The sequence below is a fragment of the Enterobacter sp. RHBSTW-00901 genome (assembly GCF_014103115.1).
GTDB lineage: Bacteria > Pseudomonadota > Gammaproteobacteria > Enterobacterales > Enterobacteriaceae > Enterobacter > Enterobacter cloacae_P.
Genome location: NZ_JABXPB010000001.1, coordinates 3,860,919 through 3,878,455 on the forward strand (window position 1 = coordinate 3,860,919; position 17,537 = coordinate 3,878,455).

The window sequence follows — 17,537 nt, forward strand, 5'->3', positions numbered from 1 at the left end:
ATGGCAATAAATAATACAGAACTGACAGATACAGGTGATTTGAGGTCTGCATGAACGTTAATGCGAAACCACTTTCTGAATTAGGCCGGCTAGAACAGTGTCTGAAAGACGCCAGTACGCCCTTTAAAGCAGCTTCGCAAAAGATCATTTCAAACGGTTGTAATGATGATGAGCCTCAAACCTATATGATACAAACTGGTATTGTTGAGATCTACCGCCAGTCAAATGGGCTACTTATTGGTATTGCAACGGCTCCTTTTATTTTTGGCCTGACCGCAGGAATGAGCAACAATTGTCGTGAATATATGATGGTTGCACAAACACCGTGTACCGGTTTTTATTTGCCTGCTGTTACGACGCGTCAACTTATTCAGCGGACATCTCTTTGGTGGGAGGCATTTTGTTGGTTATCATGGATTAACCACCTGCTTGGCGTGCGGGATAAACAGTTGGTAGGGAATAGTTCCTACAGTCAGATTCGATCCATGCTGATAAATATGTCCGAATGGGACGACACGCTGCGTTCGAAAATTGGCGTAATGAATCATATTCAACGAAGCACACGTATTTCACGCTCCGTTGTTGCGGAGGTTCTGGCCGCATTGCGGCAGGGTAATTATATCAATATGAGCCGGGGCAAACTGGTCAGTATCAACCGTTTGCCCACGGAATATTAAGTCTAGTTAGATGCTGTAAGTACCTGCGCTTTATTGGTACTCAGTTCAGCAACTAAGTTATTGAGGCCATCACTCATATTGACGAAACGCGTGTGCGGGGAGCGAGTGACCACCACAAAAGCCCCTACATTGGACTGCGGGATCATCGCCATATAGGTAATGAATCCACCGCCACCACCGGTTTTCTGAATAATACCCGGGCGACCATTTTTGGGTGCCATATAAACCCAGCCCATGCCGAGTGCATCGGCTTTACCCGGTACATCCATGCCGATGACGCGGTGAAACTGGCTACGCTGATAAATCAGGGTCTGCATCCGGTCGGCCTGGTTGCTGCGTGAATAGAAATCGGAAGACAGGAACTGCTGCATCCAGCGCATCATATCGCCAGGTGTGGAATAGACCCCGCCGCTGCCGATGGCCGCCAGGGTGTTATTGCACGGGCTGGCCCCTTTCTCGGCTACCATCAGGCGGCCACACTGGTCCGGAGATGGGGTAAAAGTAGTGTCCTTCATGCCCAAAGGGCGCGTGATCTGCTCTTCAAACAGCTGAGGATAGGGCTTCCCGGATGCCGTGGATAATGCATCGGCCAGCAGGTCAAATGCCAGGTTTGAATAGGATGCCTGTGAACCCGGTGCAGACTTCAGCGTAGCGGTGCTCAGGTAGTTCCAGCGCTGCTCACGCGTCGGCCAGACGAAGACGTCCCGGTGCGCTGTACCACCAGGTTGCTCACGCGGCAGGGCACTGGTATGTGTTGCAAGGTTTACCAGCGTAATCGGCGAACCCTGATATGTCGGAACGCGCGCACCAGGAGGGGCGTATTTGCTGAGTGGATCGTTAAGTTTCACCACCCCCTGATCGAGCAGTTTCACCAGCATTTCACTGGTCATCAGCTTGGTTAATGACGCAATGCGGATAACAGAGTCCAACTGTGGACGAACGTTATTGCCGGGACGTGTCTCACCAAAACTCCGGAACACGCGCTGGTTGCCGTCGATGACCACCATCGCCATCCCCGTCGCGCCGCTGCCGTAGTAAATAAGGTTTGCATAACGATCGGCAATATCTGAAGCCAACGCGGGGGCCGTCAGCGGTTGGGCTGCCTGGGCAGTAGACAGGCTCACCGCACACAGCGCGGTGAAAGAAAGCAGACAACGTTTCAACGAAAAGCATCCATGAAGTGAATCGGGAAAGTAATAGGTATTTATACTACTAAACGGGACAGAGCAATGCCCCGAATTGCATAACGATAGCCGGAAAAACGTAACCGTGAGTAAATAAGAACAATTTACTTACGACCTACCTCCCAATTTGTGACATCGGGCTTATGATAGACACCGGTGTCATTCAATCTTGCGGAGAACGGTATGTCTGAGAAGCGTGTGGTTATGGTTGTTGATATGCAGCAAGGGGTGTTTGAAACACCCCGTCATCAGCGCGAAAAATGTGTCTCTCTTATCAACCAGCTCACGCAGGCAGCCGATCGGGTTATTTTTATTCAACATACCGAGGCAGGAGGGCTGGAAGAGGGAAGCGAAGGGTTTGCGCTGCTGCCTGACTTACACCAGCCGGCAGGCGCGCTCTATGTTACCAAGACCGCCTGCGATGCGTTTTATAACACTCCGCTTGAGACTCTGCTGCGCGAACACGGGGTTCGTGAGTTTGTGATCTGCGGTTGCGCCACCGATTACTGTGTCGATGCCACTTTCAAAAACGGCGTCAGCCGGGGTTATCACATTACCGTTGCAGAAGATGCCCACACGACGGCGAATCGCACTGCAGCTGATGCACATATCCTGATTAACCACTATAACGATGTCTGGCGTAACTTCATTGCACCCGCCAATCCCCCGGCAGTGAAACGCACCGAAACAATTCTCGAAAACTGGAAAGCGAACTAATAATAGCGCGTCGGGTCTGACCTTTTTGCCTGAGTCGGGAGGCTGGCTCAGGCAAGATTTTCGTGTGGTGATTTGTTGAACGCAGCAACAGCCATAACTACAAGAAGGAAGCATTATGTTTAAGTCTTTTTTCCCAAAGCCGGGGCCATTTTTCCTGTCGGCATTTATTTGGGCACTGATCGCGGTCATTTTCTGGCAGGCCGGTGGTGGCGCGTGGCTGACGCGTATCATGGGCGCGACGGGCGAGGTGCCCATTAGCGCGACCCGTTTCTGGTCGCTGAGCTACCTGCTGTTTTACGCCTACTACATGGTGTGCGTGGGGCTGTTTGCGTTGTTCTGGTTTAAGTTTTCGCCGCACCGTTGGCAATACTGGTCTATTTTGGGGTCTGCACTGATCATTTTTGTCACCTGGTTCATGGTGGAAGTGAGTGTTGCGATTAACGCCTGGTATGCCCCCTTTTATGACCTTATCCAAAAAGCGCTGAGTGCGCCGAATAAGGTTCCAATTGGTGAACTCTACGCAGGCCTCTTAAGCTTTACGGGCATTGCAATGATCGCTGTTACGGTGGCTGTGCTGAATAACTTCTTTGTCAGCCATTATGTTTTTCGTTGGCGTACCGCAATGAACGAATACTACATGGCTAACTGGCAGCGGTTACGGCATATCGAAGGTGCTGCACAGCGTGTTCAGGAAGACACCATGCGTTTTGCATCAACGCTGGAGGACATGGGGGTCAGTTTGCTGAATGCTATTATGAAGCTAATTGCGTTCTTACCGATCCTGATAGCCTTATCACCTCATGTGCCTGAACTGCCAATTGTTGGTCACTTACCCTATGGTCTGGTCATTGCGGCGTTGGTCTGGTCACTGATGGGTACCGGGCTTCTTGCGGTGGTGGGGATCAAGTTGCCAGGTCTGCAATTTAAAAATCAACGCGTTGAAGCGGCTTATCGTAAAGAGCTTGTTTATGGTGAGGATGATCCCGCGCGGGCAGTGCCGCCAACGGTCAAAGAACTGTTTAAAAACGTACGTATTAACTATTTCAGACTCTACTTCCACTACATGTATTTCAACATCGCCCGAATTTTATACCTTCAGGCCGATACCGTTTTTGGAATAGTCCTGTTGTTCCCGTCAATTGTTGCAGGAACAATTACCCTGGGTTTAATGACTCAAATCACCAATGTTTTCGATCAGGTGAGAAGCTCGTTCCAGTATCTCATCAACTCCTGGACGACGCTGGTGGAGCTGATGTCTATCTATAAACGTTTACGCAGTTTTGAGCGTGAACTGGACGATCGGGACCTTCAGGAAGTAACCAATACATTTAGCTAATACAGGGAGTTGCTATGTCATTTGCCGTACCGCGCGCGTTACCGCTGTCTTTACTGGCCGCCTTCATACTGGTGGGGTGTGCTGAAAAAGGAGCCGCCCCGCTCAAGAAAGGCGAGAAACCTGTCGATGTGGCAAGCGTCGTGCGGCAAAAAATGCCCTCTACCGTGAAGGATCGCAATGCATGGGCTGAGGCATTAGCAAAAACCTTTGAAAGCCAGAAAATAGCCCCCACCGAGGAGAATATTTGCTCGGTGCTGGCGGTGGCACAGCAGGAGTCGATGTACCAGTCAGACCCGGCGGTACCGGGTCTGAACAACATTGCCTGGAAAGAGATCGACCGCCGTGCGGAATCGATGCATATCCCGGTTTTTCTGGTGCATACCGCGCTTAAAATCAGCTCACCCAATGGCAAAACTTACAGCGAACGGCTGGATACGGTGAAAACCGAGAAACAGCTGAGCGCCATTTTTGATGATTTCATCAGCATGGTTCCGATGGGACAGAAACTGTTTGGTTCGCTTAACCCGGTGCATACCGGCGGGCCGATGCAGGTCAGTATTGCGTTTGCGGAAAAGCATACCGATGGCTACCCGTGGAAAATCGACGGTACCGTTCGTCAGGAGGTCTTCTCCCTGCGCGGCGGGCTCTGGTTTGGCACATATCATCTTCTTAACTACCCGGTAAGCTACAGTGAACCGCTGTATCGCTTTGCAGACTTTAATGCGGGCTGGTATGCCAGCCGTAACGCGGCGTTCCAGAGTGCGCTGAGTCGTGCAAGCGGTGTAAAACTGGCACTGGACGGCGATCTTATTGTCTACGGTAGCAGCGAGGCGGGTACCACTGAACTGGCGGTGCGGAAATTATCGGCAAAGCTCGGTATGAACAATAGTGACATCCGCCGTCAGCTGGAGAAGGGCGACAGCCTGGCGTTTGAGAAAACGGACTTGTATCAGAAGGTGTTTACGCTTGCGGAGCAGAAGAGCGGGAAAGCGTTACCGCGGGCAATACTGCCGGGCATTCAGCTGGAAAGCCCGAAGATCACGCGTAACCTGACGACTGCATGGTTCGCAAAACGCGTGGATGAACGTCGGGCTCGCTGTATGGCACTTTAATGACGACGCCAGCGCAGAATTAACGCGACAACGCCCAGGATCATACATCCCGTAAGGAAGGGAACCAGGCCAAACAGGGTGCTGACGCCAAAGCCGAACTCAACCCGCGGCCGTCCGGTATCCTGAACCTGCATCAGGTGTTCATAAACGCCTGGTGCATGAACCAGTATGTTGAGAAGCTGCGAGCCTGCCCAGAAGCAGAACAGTACAAACAGGGCATAGGCGATATTGCCTGCCGTGGAGGTTTTTGGTTGTTTGCCGCCAAAAATCGGTTTCGACAAGGTAAAATCAGCCATAAAGACCTCCCAATATTACTCAGTTCAGAAATTCGCCGTAGAGTGAGTTTGACAGGTCATTGGTTTTGTCAATATCAGAATCGTGGTAATTTGCGCTAAGGAATTTTCCTGGATTGTCGATTTCTGCAGCACATCACAATTTTATGACTTAAGTGAAACTGCGTCGCGTTTCAGAATTTCCGCATCCGCCACAGACCTGGCCGTCAAACTGTGAGAGGATGTCTTTTTCTCTGCCGGAGTCGTCATGAAGCTCACTTCCAAACTACGCCGTGACTGGCATTACTACGCCTTTGCTATTGGGCTGATTTTTATTCTTAACGGTGTCGTGGGGCTGTTGGGGTTTGAAGCAAAAGGCTGGCAAACGTATGCCGTTGGGCTGGTGACCTGGGTTATTAGCTTCTGGCTGGCGGGGTTGATTATCCGCCGTCGTCCTGAAGAGACGACAGCGGATGAGACGGAAATCGCAAAGAAAACCGATTAACCGTTTACGGAGCTTTTAAGAGCGCTGTCGGCGGCATGACGCTCCTGCGCCAGTTCGATCAGGCGGGTGATCAGTGCCGGATAGCTCAGCCCGCTGGCCTGCCACAGTTTCGGGTACATGCTGATGTTGGTAAAGCCAGGCAACGTGTTGATTTCGTTGATCACCACTTCGTTTTCTGGCGTCAGGAATACATCGACACGCGCCATACCGCTGCAGCCGAGCGCCTGATAAGCATTAATGGCGATCGCCCGGATCTTATCGTTAATGGCCGGATCAATATCCGCAGGCACTACAACCTGCGCGCCTTTATCATCAATGTACTTGGTGTCGTAAGAGTAGAAATCGCTGTTTAATACCACTTCACCACAGGTGCTCGCCTGTGGGAAATCGTTGCCCAGTACGGCGCACTCAATTTCACGGCCTTTGATACCCTGTTCAACCACCACTTTATGGTCAAATTCAAACGCCAGACGGACGGCATCCGTGAACTGTGCTTCGCTTGTGACTTTGCTGACGCCTACGGAAGAGCCCTGGTTTGCAGGTTTCACAAACAATGGCAACCCTAACTGGCTGGCAATCGTCCCGAAGCTATGGTTGTTGCGGTTAGCGCGGGTGAGCGTGACAAACGGGGCAATATTCAGCCCGGCATCGCGCAGCAGACGTTTGGTGACGTCTTTATCCATGCAGGAGGCGGAGCCCAGTACATCAGAGCCAACAAACGGCAGGTTGGCCATACGTAACATCCCCTGCAAAGAACCGTCTTCACCCAGCGTGCCGTGTACGATTGGGAAGACGACGTCGATTTGTGCCAGGGTCTGCGCATTGCCGGCGTTGATAAGCTGCCCCTGAACTACGCCAGGTACGGTGGCGACGCTGATTTCAGAGGGATTAAGCGCGATATGTGCCGGATCGTCAGCATGTAACAGATACTGGCTGGCATCGTTAACATGCCACTGCCCCTGTTTATCAATGCCCAGCAGTACAACCTCGAAGCGGCTTTTATCAATGGCATCGACAATATTTTTAGCCGATTGCAATGAAACCTCGTGCTCCGCTGATTTTCCCCCAAAGACAATACCTACGCGCTGCTTTGCCATCTCACTCTCTTCCAGTATGACGAAAAGCCTATAACATACCACGATGGCCTGCGGGTTTCGCGGCCTTCTGCCATAATGTTTTTGCGCGGTTTTTAAAGCATAAATCACCGACTCTCAGAGGATATTTTGTGACATGTTTCACAAATATGATGACTGGGAAGATAAAACACCAAAGTCTTCCCTGTCGCATCTCTGGTGCTACGTGAATGCACGTAACTTGCTAATCTGTAGGCGAATTCGCCTAAAAATGAAGATTGCGTCGTTTATGGAATCCTGGAAAGTTAACCTTATATCGGTCTGGTTTGGCTGCTTTTTTACCGGACTCGCCATCAGCCAGATTTTACCCTTCCTGCCGTTGTACGTTGCGCAGCTGGGCGTTTCGTCGCATGAAGCACTCTCCATGTGGTCAGGGCTGACGTTCAGCGTCACGTTCCTGGTCTCCGCCATTGTATCGCCGATGTGGGGCAGCCTGGCGGATCGTAAAGGACGTAAGCTGATGCTGTTGCGTGCGTCGCTGGGGATGGCGATTGCTATTCTGCTGCAGGCCTATGCCTCCAACGTCTGGCAGCTCTTTTTCCTGCGGGCGATAATGGGGCTGACCTCCGGGTATATTCCCAATGCAATGGCGCTGGTCGCTTCTCAGGTTCCGCGTGAACGCAGTGGCTGGGCATTGAGCACGCTGTCCACGGCGCAGATAAGCGGGGTCATTGGCGGCCCGTTAATGGGAGGCTTTCTGGCTGACCATGTGGGCTTGCGTGCGGTGTTTTTCATTACCGCCATACTGCTCGTGGTCAGTTTTCTGGTCACGCTCTTTCTGATTAAAGAGGGGGGACGTCCTGTTGTCAGCAAATCTGAACGCCTGAGCGGCAAAGAGGTTTTCGCCTCGCTGCCTTATCCCGGCCTGATGATCAGCCTCTTTGTCACCACGATGGTGATCCAGCTCTGTAACGGCTCAGTTGGCCCGATCCTGGCGCTGTTTATTAAGTCGATGGAGCCGGAAAGCCATAATATTGCCTTTCTCAGTGGGATGATTGCAGCCATACCTGGCGTATCGGCACTCATCTCTGCACCACGTCTGGGAAAACTGGGTGACAGGATTGGCACGGCGCGCATCCTGATGGCCACGCTGATTTTTGCAGTGGTGCTCTTTTTCGCGATGTCGTTTGTTACCTCTCCGCTTCAGCTTGGCGTGCTACGTTTCCTGCTCGGCTTTGCCGATGGCGCAATGTTGCCAGCGGTGCAAACCTTACTGGTGAAATATTCCCGTGACCAGGTGACCGGACGTATTTTTGGTTATAACCAGTCATTTATGTATTTGGGCAATGTTGCGGGCCCGCTTATTGGTGCTTCTGTTTCAGCAATGGCAGGTTTCCGCTGGGTATTTGCTGCCACGGCGGTTGTGGTCTTGCTTAATATTATTCAACTGGCTATTGCCTTGCGTCGTCGCAGACAAGCAGAAGAGGCAAAACGGAGCGCTAACGTGCCGGGTGATGAGGTTATATAATAGAAAAACGTTTCGCTGATAAATGAAAAGATATATTTACGCGGTAAAGCGATTTTTTCATAAGATAATACTTTTCACCTCTTTGCATTATTGATTTGGAGTGCTAAGTTCAGAAAAAATTGCATAAGGAAATAGCACGGTGAAAAATCTCACGGCTATGTTGCTGGTCAGGCTTGCACAAAAGGAAGAAGAGGCAAAAGAACTGGCCGCCCAGGTCGACGCGCTGGAAATTGTCGTCACTGCATTGTTACGGCAAATGGCTAAAAACGACCAACAGGCGTTGATTGATAGCATCGAAGGCGCACTGATACCCGATTCGCAGGTGCCGCTTGAGGGGGCGCAAATGCGCCATCAGTACGTGAAAAAGCTATTAAAGTACCCTCGTCGCTAAACCGTCACAGAACATGACGACGTGTCATAGAATTGTCATGCAGGATGCCTATAGTCGCTCTGTTTTTATTTTTATGTATTTGTACATGGAGAAAATAAATTGAAACAGAGCGCACTTTTCATCGCATTACTTCCCCTGTTAATTACCCCTGCTATTCATGCGGACACGACGAAAAACCACGTGCTGGATAATCGTGCGGCAAAAGGTGATATCACCCAACCTGGCGGCGCACGTCGACTGTCAGAAGATCAGACCGCAGCTATTCGCGCTTCGCTGAATGACAAACCGGCGAAAAACATCATTCTGCTGATTGGCGATGGTATGGGTGATTCCGAAATTACCGCAGCGCGAAATTATGCCGAAGGTGCCGGTGGCTTTTTTAAAGGCATTGATGCATTACCCCTTACCGGACAATATACCCATTACTCGCTGGATAAAAAAACCGGCAAACCGGATTACGTAACGGATTCCGCTGCATCTGCAACGGCCTGGTCCACCGGCGTGAAAACCTATAACGGCGCGCTGGGTGTGGACATCCACGAAAAAGATCATCAAACCCTCCTTGAGATAGCAAAGGCGGCGGGGCTGGCAACCGGCAACGTCTCTACCGCTGAAATTCAGGATGCTACCCCGGCGGCCCAGGTGTCACATGTGACATCGCGTAAGTGCTATGGCCCGTCGGTCACCAGCGAAAAATGCCCAACGAATGCACTGGAAAAGGGCGGTAAAGGTTCTATTGCCGAGCAACTGCTGAATGCGCGTGCTGACGTGACGCTGGGCGGTGGGGCGAAAACCTTTGCAGAAACCGCCACTGCGGGTGAATGGCAGGGCAAAACGCTGCGTGAGCAGGCTCAGGTGCGGGGTTATCAGATGGTGAACGATGCCGCGTCTCTGGCCGCAGTTACCGAAGCTAACCAGAACAAACCTCTGCTGGGGCTTTTCTCTGACGGCAATATGCCCGTGCGTTGGGAAGGGCCAAAAGCTTCTTACCACGGCAACATTGATAAACCTGCAGTGACCTGTACACCAAACCCGAAACGCGATGCTAGCGTACCGACGCTGGCCGCGATGACGGATAAAGCCATCTCTCTGCTGAGCAAGAACGAAAAAGGCTTCTTCCTGCAGGTAGAAGGCGCGTCAATTGATAAACAAGACCATGCGGCTAATCCATGTGGTCAGATTGGCGAAACGGTAGACCTGGACGAAGCGGTGCAGAAGGCGCTGGAATTCGCGAAGAAAGACGGTAACACCCTGGTGGTGGTCACCGCTGACCATGCGCACGCCAGTCAGATCATTCCGTCAGATACCAAAGCACCAGGCCTGACTCAGGCGCTGAACACCAAAGATGGTGCGGTAATGGTGTTGAGCTATGGCAACTCTGAGGAAGAGTCTATGGAACATACCGGCACGCAGCTGCGTATTGCGGCGTACGGCCCGCATGCGGCTAACGTGGTAGGGCTGACCGATCAGACCGATCTGTTCTACACCATGAAATCCGCTCTTGGGCTGAAATAAGAGAGACACCCGGTAGAAATTATGGCTGCCGGGTGGTTTTTTTCCTGTCACAGAGCCAGACTTAGCGTGTATGTTCACAAAAGGATGGTGTAATGAAAGCAACAATACTGGTTACCTTGCTCTCAGGTATGTTCCTGATGGCTTCGGCGAACGCGGAAGAAAAAACATTAACCCCTCAACAACAGCGCATGACTACCTGTAACCAACAGGCAACAGCGAAGACTCTGAAAGGCGATGCCCGCAAGACCTATATGAGCGATTGTCTCAAAAATGGTGCATCCAAACCGGATGAGAAAAGCCTGACGCCACAGCAACAAAAAATGCGGGAATGCAACGCTCAGGCCACTGAACAATCACTGAAAGGTGACGATCGTAAGAAGTTTATGAGCGGTTGCCTGAAGAAAAAATCATAGTTCTAACGGGTGAGTCGTTGTCCTGACTCACCCAAAATTTCATACTTTCCCCGAAAACCCCCTCTCTATAATTTGGGAAATATTTCAGAATATTCCCAAAAAATGATGAATGATGAAAATTTTTACAATAAAGAGAGTATTCGGGAAGAGTGGCATCAAAACCTTTCTCAGGATGACTCGCATCGTACGGGCATTCGCTTTGCCCGGCGGGTTCGGCTGGCACGAATGGTCGGGCTGGCAGCGATGTTCTTCCCCATTGCCGGAGTACTGGTAACCCAGTTTCTGGCTGGCGGCTGGTGGTTGTTGCTGGTTGGCTGGGCGTTTGTCTGGCCTCATCTTGCCTGGCAGATTACCTGTCGTGCTCCCGATCCTTTTCGCCGCGAAATCGTAAACCTGAAGGTCGATGCCGTCATCGCCGGGGTATGGATTGGCCTGATGGGAGGAAATGCCCTGCCCACGACCGCACTGGTCATGATGATAGGTATGAATATGATGGGATCGGGTGGCTGTCGCTTATTCCTTGCTGGCGTGACTATGACCCTGCTGTCGGCCGTGGTGACGTTATCATTGACCGGCAGAATCGTGACGTTCTCTCCCGAGCCGCTGGAGTGGTGGCTGACTCTGCCCGTTTTTATGCTGTATCCCATGCTCTTTGCCTGGGTGAGCCACCAGACCGCGGTCCGGCTGGCAGAAAATAGACACCGACTGGAACTGATGAGCACCCACGATGGCATGACAGGTGTCTTCAACCGCCGCCACTGGGAGACGCTCCTGCGTAACGAATATGAACAGTGCCGTCACAACCACCGGCAGACGACAATTTTGCTCATCGATATCGATCACTTTAAGGGGATTAACGACACCTGGGGGCACGATGTGGGTGACGAAGCGATTATCGCCATCACTCGCCAGCTACAGATGACGCTACGTTCAGGGGATTTTATTGGCCGTTTCGGTGGGGATGAGTTCGCGATAATTATGTCCGGAACGCCTGCCGAAAATGCGATCGCCGCAATGTCACGTGTTCACGAGCGGCTGAAAAAACTGTCGTTACCCGGCGCACCCTCAGAGCGGCTGCGCATTAGCGTAGGTGTGGCTCCCTGGAGTACACAGTTTGGTCACTACCGCGAGTGGTTAAAAGCGGCAGACATTGCGCTGTATAAAGCCAAAAATGCCGGACGGGGTCGTACCGAGGTGGCCGCCTGACGCCCGGCAGGGGGATCAGGATTTACTCAGCTTTTCTGATTTTTCCATGCATTTGACCATTGCCTCAATGACGGCCGCGCGGAACCCGCGTTCTTCCAGCACACGCACTGCTTCAATGGTGGTTCCCCCCGGGGAGCAGACCATATCTTTCAGTTCACCCGGGTGTTTGCCGGTTTCCAGTACCATTTTTGCCGAGCCCATGACGGCCTGCGCGGCAAATTTATAAGCCTGCGCGCGCGGCATACCGCCCAGCACAGCCGCGTCAGCCATGGCTTCAATAAACATAAAGACATACGCGGGAGCCGAGCCGCTTACGCCCACAACCGGGTGGATCATTGACTCGGCAATCACTTCCGCTTCACCGAAGCAGCGGAAAATGTTCAGGACATCTGCCACATCTTCCGTGGTGACCAGCGCGTTCGGCGTGATGGACGTCATACCGGCGTTGACCAGTGATGGGGTATTGGGCATCGCACGGACGATTTTACGGTCATGGCCCAGCGCACGCGCCAGTTGATCGAGGGTAACGCCCGCCGCAATTGAAACGACCAGCGTCTCTTTGTTCAGGCTGGAGGTGATTTCGCTCAGCACTTTGATCATGATGTTGGGTTTAACGGCTCCAAAGACGATATCCGCCACCTGAGCCACTTCCTGCGCGCTTTCGGCAGCGTTAATTCCGTATTCATCGTGCAGTGCGGCGACTTTATCCGGTGATGGGGTATAGACCCAAATCTGCCCCGGCAGCACCTGGCCGCTGGCAATCAGGCCACCCAGGATGGCTTTACCCATATTACCGCAGCCGATAAACCCGATTTTTTTCTCCATCATGTCTCTCCGTTATTATGCGTTGTTGTCTCTGATTGATAGCTTTATAGCTTAACAATGAAAAGCAGGCGACAATAGCCATCATTGTGATACCGGGGAGACAACATGGCGATTTGGGTTGATGCGGACGCCTGTCCGAATGTGATTAAAGAGATTTTGTTCCGCGCTGCCGAGCGCGTGCAGATGCCGCTTACGCTGGTGGCGAACCAGAATATCCGCGTGCCGCCGTCGAAATTTATTCGCTCGCTGCGGGTGCCCGCCGGGTTTGATGTGGCAGATAATGAAATTGTGCGTCTGTGCAGCGCTGAAGATCTGGTGATCACCGCGGATATCCCGCTGGCAGCGGAAGTGCTGGAGAAAGGCGCGGCGGCGCTAAACCCTCGTGGTGAGCGTTATTCACCCGCGACCATCCGGGAAAAACTCACTATGCGAGATTTTATGGATACGCTGCGTGCCAGCGGCGTGCAGACCGGTGGACCGGACAGCTTATCCCAGCGTGACCGTCAGCAGTTTGCCGCTGAGCTGGATAAATGGCTACTGGAAGTGAAGCGCCGCACCGCGTAATGATAACCATTGTCAAATTGTGGTACAGTGTGGCCTCCACAGGGTTGTCATCCCGTACCGCTTTGCAGTAAAGTTAACGCAACATCTTCTGCAATCATTTCTTTACAGTCTTCAGCCTTCCGGCATCAAGGGGAACACCTGGTTATGAACCAACCCATCTTTTTAGTTGGCCCCCGCGGCTGTGGGAAAACCACCGTTGGTCTTGCACTGGCACGCGCGTGTCAAAGCCAGTTTATTGATACCGACCACTGGCTGCAGGAGCATGCTGGTCAAACCATCGCAGAGATTGTCGAAAAAGAGGGCTGGGAAAGCTTTCGCGCACGTGAAACCGCTGCGCTGGAAGCAGTAACGGCACCGGCAACCGTGATTGCAACGGGGGGCGGTATTATTCTGGCGGAGTACAATCGCCAGTTTCTGCGCGAAAAAGGGATTGTGATTTACCTCTGTGCGCCGGTGTCTACCCTGGTGGGAAGGCTGGAAGCGTTTCCGGAAGAGGGGCAGCGCCCGACGTTGACCGGAAAACCGATAAGCGAAGAGGTCAGCGACGTGTTGGCTGAACGCGATGCGTTATACCGTGAGGCAGCACATCATGTTGTGGATGCCTCTGTCTCCCCGGAGCAGGTTGTTGATTCTGTTGTCACCGCGCTACGTTTAGCCCGGGCCAGTTAACGGGCATCTATACTTATAGTTCACCCCCCGACTCGCTGGATGAACTATGCCAAACAGACCTCCTTACCCTCGCAGTGCACGCGTTGTTACCGTCGAAAAAGGCCATCCCGGGCATACTTTGACCTGGTATCAGCTGCGTGCCGATTATCCCCATCCGGACTCGTTAATTAGCGAACACGAGACGGAACAGGAAGCGCTGGATGCCAAACAGCGTTATGAAGATCCCGAAAAGTCCTGAACACAATCTCAATGTGCACATTACCGTGCATGAGTCACACTTTTCATTCACTGGAAATGTTAAGCAGGAGTTAATATTTAGTTATTACAGGTGGATTCGGAAAGGCCAGCTGATCTTTACATTTCGCGGTAGGGATCAGCTGCTACGCTTGGGGCTGTTTTGGTGAAAAAACGAACTGTGCAGCGTGGTGAGCCTGTACCTGTGTGATGGCTGTGGTGGTAATGGAAGGCGATCAAAATGAAGGCGACGTTGGCGATCCTCACCATTGGTGTGGTCCCTGTAAGCGAAGTGTTACCGCTCTTAACAGAGCATGTCTCTGAACAACAGATCACGCATCTTAGCCTGTTGGGTAAGATGAGTCGGGAAGAGGTCATGGAAGACTACGCTGTAGAAGAGGGGGAGGATCCCCTGCCGACGTTATTAAGTGACGGTAAACTGGCGAATGTGTCACGTCCGAAAATCGAGCGCTCTCTTCAGGGGGTAATTGAAGTGCTTGATAACCAAGGTTATGACGTCATTTTACTGATGAGTACCGCGCCGATTAAGGGATTCATTGCGCGTAATGCCATTTTACTGGAGCCGCTACGGATTATTCCTCCGCTGGTGGCCTCCATTGTTGACGGGCATCAGGTGGGGGTAATTGTCCCTCTTGAGGCGCTTCTGGATAACCAGGCGGCAAAATGGCAAGTGCTGGAAAAAACGCCGCTGTATGCGCTGGCGAATCCCGTCTGGGATAGTGAGGCCGCGCTCATTGCGGCAGGGGAGACGTTGCTGGAAAGAGGGGCTGATGTGCTTATCCTGGACTGTCTCGGGTTCCATCAACATCATCGTGATTTACTGCAAAAAGCGCTTGATGTACCGGTGTTGTTATCCAATGTTCTGATGGCCCGGCTGGCGTCAGAATTACTGGCATAATGATTTTACGTGACAGGTCATGAGCATGGCCCCTATAGTGGATTTTTATCTAAGAATATAAGGGCCAGTTCATGCTTCAAAGTAACGAATACTTTTCCGGCAAAGTGAAATCCATTGGTTTTACCAGCAGCAGCACTGGCCGCGCCAGCGTTGGTGTGATGGCTGAAGGGGAATACACCTTTGGTACAGCCGAAGCTGAAGAAATGACGATTGTCAGCGGTGCGCTGAACGTTTTACTGCCAGGCGAAACTGAATGGAAAGTTTACGCTGCCGGAGACGTTTTCAACGTCCCTGGCCACAGCGAGTTCCATCTGCAGGTTGCTGAACCTACCTCTTATCTGTGCCGTTACCTGAAATAAACGGTTTAATACCCTCTCCCTTTTGGGGAGAGGGTCAGAGTGAGGGGATTACCTCTGCGCTTCTCCGCCGAGGCCTTCCACCAGACTCTGAATCAACGCCGCCAGTTCCCCGGTCATCAGGATAAAATCGGCGTCAAAGCGCTGGGCGTAATCTTCCCTGTCGATATCTTCGTTCTGATCGCGCAGTTCATCGCAGAACTTCAGGCGCTTCACGGAGCCGTCGTCGCACATCACAAACTGAATACGTTGCTGCCAGTCGAGAGCCAGTTTGGTTACCACTTTGCCCGCTTCAATGTGCACGGCGATTTCGTCGCTCACCAGCTCCTGTTTCTTCGCGCGGATCACACCGCCATCTTCCAGCAGGGCTTTTAGCTCGGCTTCATCCAGCAACTGGAAGCCCTGTGCGGCAGTACCGCTGCGCACCCACTCGGTCAGCGTCAGCTCGATAGGCGTTTCCATTGCCAGTGGAACCACCGGTAAAGAGCCGAGGCTCTTACGCAGCAGGGCCAGCGTATCTTCCGCTTTCTTAGCGCTGGCGCAGTCCACCATGATCAGCCCGTTGACGGTATCGATCCACATCATGGTCTGGCTAAAGCGGCTAAATGCGCGTGGCAGCAGAGAGTGCAGCACTTCATCTTTCAGTGAATCTTTTTCGGTCTTTTTCAGCTTGCGGCCCTGTTCGGCTTCCAGCTTGAAAATTTTCGCTTCGAGAGCTTGCTTCACCACCGGTGTCGGCAGGATTTTCTCTTCCTTACGGGCACAAACGATGATTTGACCGGTGCTGCTGGCATGGGTCAGTGCATCGCTTTGTGAACCCATTGGAGGAACCCAACCGGTTTTTGCCATATCCTGGCTACCGCAAGGGGAAAAGGTATAAGCGGCTAACTGTTTTTCCATCTCTTCTGCACGCAGCGAAACGTCGCGGCTGAGACGGTAAACCATCAAATTTTTGAACCACAGCATGATAATTTCCACGGCCTTGTCGTTAAATCAGCGGGCATGATAACGAATTGTCGCATCGCTTGCATTGCTAATCGGGAAGCGTGCTTCTACTCTGTTGATAATCAGAATAATGAGGAGAGTCTTGTGCGTATTGGGATTGATTTGGGCGGCACCAAAACAGAAGTCATTGCACTGAGCGAGCAGGGGGAACAACTGTTTCGCCACCGCCTGCCCACGCCGCGTGATGATTATCACCAGACTATCGAGACGATTGCCCGGCTTGTCGACATGGCAGAGCAGGCTACTGGGCAGGTGGGCACCGTTGGGATGGGCATTCCGGGATCGATTTCGCCTTATACCGGCGTGGTTAAAAACGCCAACTCCACCTGGCTCAATGGTCAGCCTTTTGATAAAGATTTGAGCGCGCGCCTGAATCGTGAGGTGCGCCTGGCGAATGATGCTAACTGTCTGGCGGTATCAGAAGCCATTGACGGTGCAGCCGCAGGCGCACAGACCGTCTTTGCGGTCATCATCGGCACCGGGTGTGGTGCCGGTGTGGCCTTCGGCGGGCGCGCCCATATCGGCGGTAACGGTACGGCGGGCGAGTGGGGGCACAATCCACTGCCGTGGATGGATGAAGATGAATTCAAATACCGTGCCGAAGTGCCGTGTTATTGCGGTAAACAGGGTTGTATTGAGACGTTTATTTCCGGCACCGGTTTTGCCACCGATTACCACCGTCTGAGTGGTCAGCCCCTCAGGGGCAATGAGATTATGCGTCTGGTTGAAGAGCAGGATCCGGTTGCGGAGCTGGCGCTCAGCCGCTACGAAATGCGCCTGGCGAAATCACTGGCACATGTGGTGAATATTCTCGATCCCGACGTGATTGTACTGGGAGGCGGGATGAGCAACATTGACCGGCTGTACACCACGGTGCCGAACCTGGTGAAGCAGTGGGTATTCGGCGGCGAGTGCGAAACCCCGATCCGCAAAGCGGTACACGGGGATTCCAGCGGTGTGCGCGGCGCAGCGTGGCTGTGGCCGGAATAAAAGCAAAACTGTTTTTAGTGTTTGTTCCCTCTCCTTGTGGGAGAGG

General features: G+C 52.4%; 21 protein-coding genes. 16 read left to right on the top strand and 5 right to left on the bottom strand.

Annotation, left to right across the window (positions count from 1 at the left end; translation table 11 throughout):
* Positions 1-50: 50 nt before the first annotated feature.
* Entirely contained in the window at positions 51-677 is a 627-nt protein-coding gene (locus HV318_RS18530; protein ID WP_182273888.1) for a helix-turn-helix domain-containing protein, read from the top strand.
* Between the two features lie 2 nt (positions 678-679).
* On the opposite strand, the gene ampH is transcribed toward HV318_RS18530, so the two are convergent.
* Positions 680-1,840: a D-alanyl-D-alanine-carboxypeptidase/endopeptidase AmpH gene (ampH, locus tag HV318_RS18535; protein ID WP_182273889.1), complete on the bottom strand. Its 1,161-nt coding sequence runs from the start codon at positions 1,838-1,840 to the stop codon at positions 680-682.
* A 204-nt stretch (positions 1,841-2,044) separates the two neighbouring features.
* On the opposite strand from ampH, the gene HV318_RS18540 reads away from it, so the two are divergent.
* The 3 genes from HV318_RS18540 (at position 2,045) to HV318_RS18550 (ending at position 5,026) form a co-directional block, all read left to right on the top strand.
* Entirely contained in the window at positions 2,045-2,578 is a 534-nt protein-coding gene (locus HV318_RS18540; RefSeq protein ID WP_182273890.1) for an isochorismatase family protein, read from the top strand.
* Between the two features lie 115 nt (positions 2,579-2,693).
* Positions 2,694-3,914 carry a peptide antibiotic transporter SbmA gene (gene sbmA / locus HV318_RS18545; protein ID WP_182273891.1) on the top strand — a complete coding sequence of 407 codons (1,221 nt, stop codon included), beginning with the start codon at positions 2,694-2,696 and terminating at the stop codon, positions 3,912-3,914.
* 14 nt (positions 3,915-3,928) lie between these two features.
* Entirely contained in the window at positions 3,929-5,026 is a 1,098-nt protein-coding gene (locus tag HV318_RS18550) for a DUF1615 domain-containing protein (RefSeq protein WP_182273892.1), read from the top strand.
* Here the strand turns inward: HV318_RS18550 and HV318_RS18555 are convergent.
* On the bottom strand, positions 5,023-5,322 hold the full coding sequence (locus HV318_RS18555; RefSeq protein WP_182273893.1) for a DUF2755 family protein: 300 nt from the start codon (positions 5,320-5,322) through the stop codon (positions 5,023-5,025). The genes HV318_RS18550 and HV318_RS18555 overlap by 4 nt on opposite strands.
* A 244-nt stretch (positions 5,323-5,566) precedes the next feature.
* Between HV318_RS18555 and HV318_RS18560 the strand changes: the two genes are divergently transcribed.
* Positions 5,567-5,803 carry a DUF2754 domain-containing protein gene (locus HV318_RS18560; protein WP_182273894.1) on the top strand — a complete coding sequence of 79 codons (237 nt, stop codon included), beginning with the start codon at positions 5,567-5,569 and terminating at the stop codon, positions 5,801-5,803.
* Here the strand turns inward: HV318_RS18560 and ddlA are convergent.
* Positions 5,800-6,900, bottom strand: a complete 1,101-nt coding sequence (gene ddlA / locus HV318_RS18565) for a D-alanine--D-alanine ligase (RefSeq protein ID WP_182273895.1) — start codon at positions 6,898-6,900, stop codon at positions 5,800-5,802. The two genes, HV318_RS18560 and ddlA, sit on opposite strands and share 4 nt — an antisense overlap.
* Before the next feature lie 265 nt (positions 6,901-7,165).
* Between ddlA and HV318_RS18570 the strand changes: the two genes are divergently transcribed.
* The 5 genes from HV318_RS18570 (at position 7,166) to adrA (ending at position 11,929) form a co-directional block, all read left to right on the top strand.
* Entirely contained in the window at positions 7,166-8,404 is a 1,239-nt protein-coding gene (locus HV318_RS18570; protein WP_182274629.1) for a multidrug efflux MFS transporter, read from the top strand.
* A gap of 139 nt (positions 8,405-8,543) precedes the next feature.
* Positions 8,544-8,795, top strand: a complete 252-nt coding sequence (gene iraP / locus HV318_RS18575; RefSeq protein WP_182273896.1) for an anti-adapter protein IraP — start codon at positions 8,544-8,546, stop codon at positions 8,793-8,795.
* Between the two features lie 99 nt (positions 8,796-8,894).
* Positions 8,895-10,310, top strand: coding sequence for an alkaline phosphatase (gene phoA, locus HV318_RS18580; RefSeq protein WP_182273897.1), 1,416 nt, complete (start codon positions 8,895-8,897; stop codon positions 10,308-10,310).
* A gap of 92 nt (positions 10,311-10,402) precedes the next feature.
* Positions 10,403-10,723, top strand: coding sequence for a phosphate starvation-inducible protein PsiF (psiF, locus tag HV318_RS18585; RefSeq protein WP_182273898.1), 321 nt, complete (start codon positions 10,403-10,405; stop codon positions 10,721-10,723).
* A gap of 102 nt (positions 10,724-10,825) precedes the next feature.
* Positions 10,826-11,929, top strand: a complete 1,104-nt coding sequence (adrA, locus tag HV318_RS18590) for a diguanylate cyclase AdrA (protein WP_182273899.1) — start codon at positions 10,826-10,828, stop codon at positions 11,927-11,929.
* A 15-nt stretch (positions 11,930-11,944) separates the two neighbouring features.
* Here adrA and proC read toward each other — a convergent pair whose 3' ends face one another.
* Entirely contained in the window at positions 11,945-12,754 is an 810-nt protein-coding gene (gene proC / locus HV318_RS18595; RefSeq protein ID WP_182274630.1) for a pyrroline-5-carboxylate reductase, read from the bottom strand.
* Between the two features lie 105 nt (positions 12,755-12,859).
* Here proC and HV318_RS18600 point away from each other — a divergent pair, with 105 nt between their 5' ends.
* The 5 genes from HV318_RS18600 (at position 12,860) to ppnP (ending at position 15,499) form a co-directional block, all read left to right on the top strand.
* Entirely contained in the window at positions 12,860-13,318 is a 459-nt protein-coding gene (locus HV318_RS18600; protein WP_182273900.1) for a YaiI/YqxD family protein, read from the top strand.
* Positions 13,319-13,462: 144 nt separating this feature from the next.
* Positions 13,463-13,987, top strand: coding sequence for a shikimate kinase AroL (gene aroL / locus HV318_RS18605; RefSeq protein WP_182273901.1), 525 nt, complete (start codon positions 13,463-13,465; stop codon positions 13,985-13,987).
* A gap of 46 nt (positions 13,988-14,033) precedes the next feature.
* On the top strand, positions 14,034-14,225 hold the full coding sequence (locus HV318_RS18610; RefSeq protein WP_182273902.1) for a YaiA family protein: 192 nt from the start codon (positions 14,034-14,036) through the stop codon (positions 14,223-14,225).
* 237 nt (positions 14,226-14,462) lie between these two features.
* Positions 14,463-15,140 carry an AroM family protein gene (locus HV318_RS18615; protein WP_182273903.1) on the top strand — a complete coding sequence of 226 codons (678 nt, stop codon included), beginning with the start codon at positions 14,463-14,465 and terminating at the stop codon, positions 15,138-15,140.
* 71 nt (positions 15,141-15,211) lie between these two features.
* Positions 15,212-15,499, top strand: a complete 288-nt coding sequence (gene ppnP / locus HV318_RS18620) for a pyrimidine/purine nucleoside phosphorylase (protein ID WP_182273904.1) — start codon at positions 15,212-15,214, stop codon at positions 15,497-15,499.
* Positions 15,500-15,547: 48 nt separating this feature from the next.
* On the opposite strand, the gene rdgC is transcribed toward ppnP, so the two are convergent.
* A complete protein-coding gene (rdgC, locus tag HV318_RS18625) occupies positions 15,548-16,462 on the bottom strand; it encodes a recombination-associated protein RdgC (protein WP_182273905.1) in 915 nt (304 codons plus the stop codon).
* 123 nt (positions 16,463-16,585) lie between these two features.
* Between rdgC and mak the strand changes: the two genes are divergently transcribed.
* Complete coding sequence (gene mak, locus HV318_RS18630; protein ID WP_182273906.1) at positions 16,586-17,491, top strand: fructokinase; 906 nt, start codon at positions 16,586-16,588, stop codon at positions 17,489-17,491.
* The last annotated feature ends 46 nt before the right edge of the window (positions 17,492-17,537 follow it).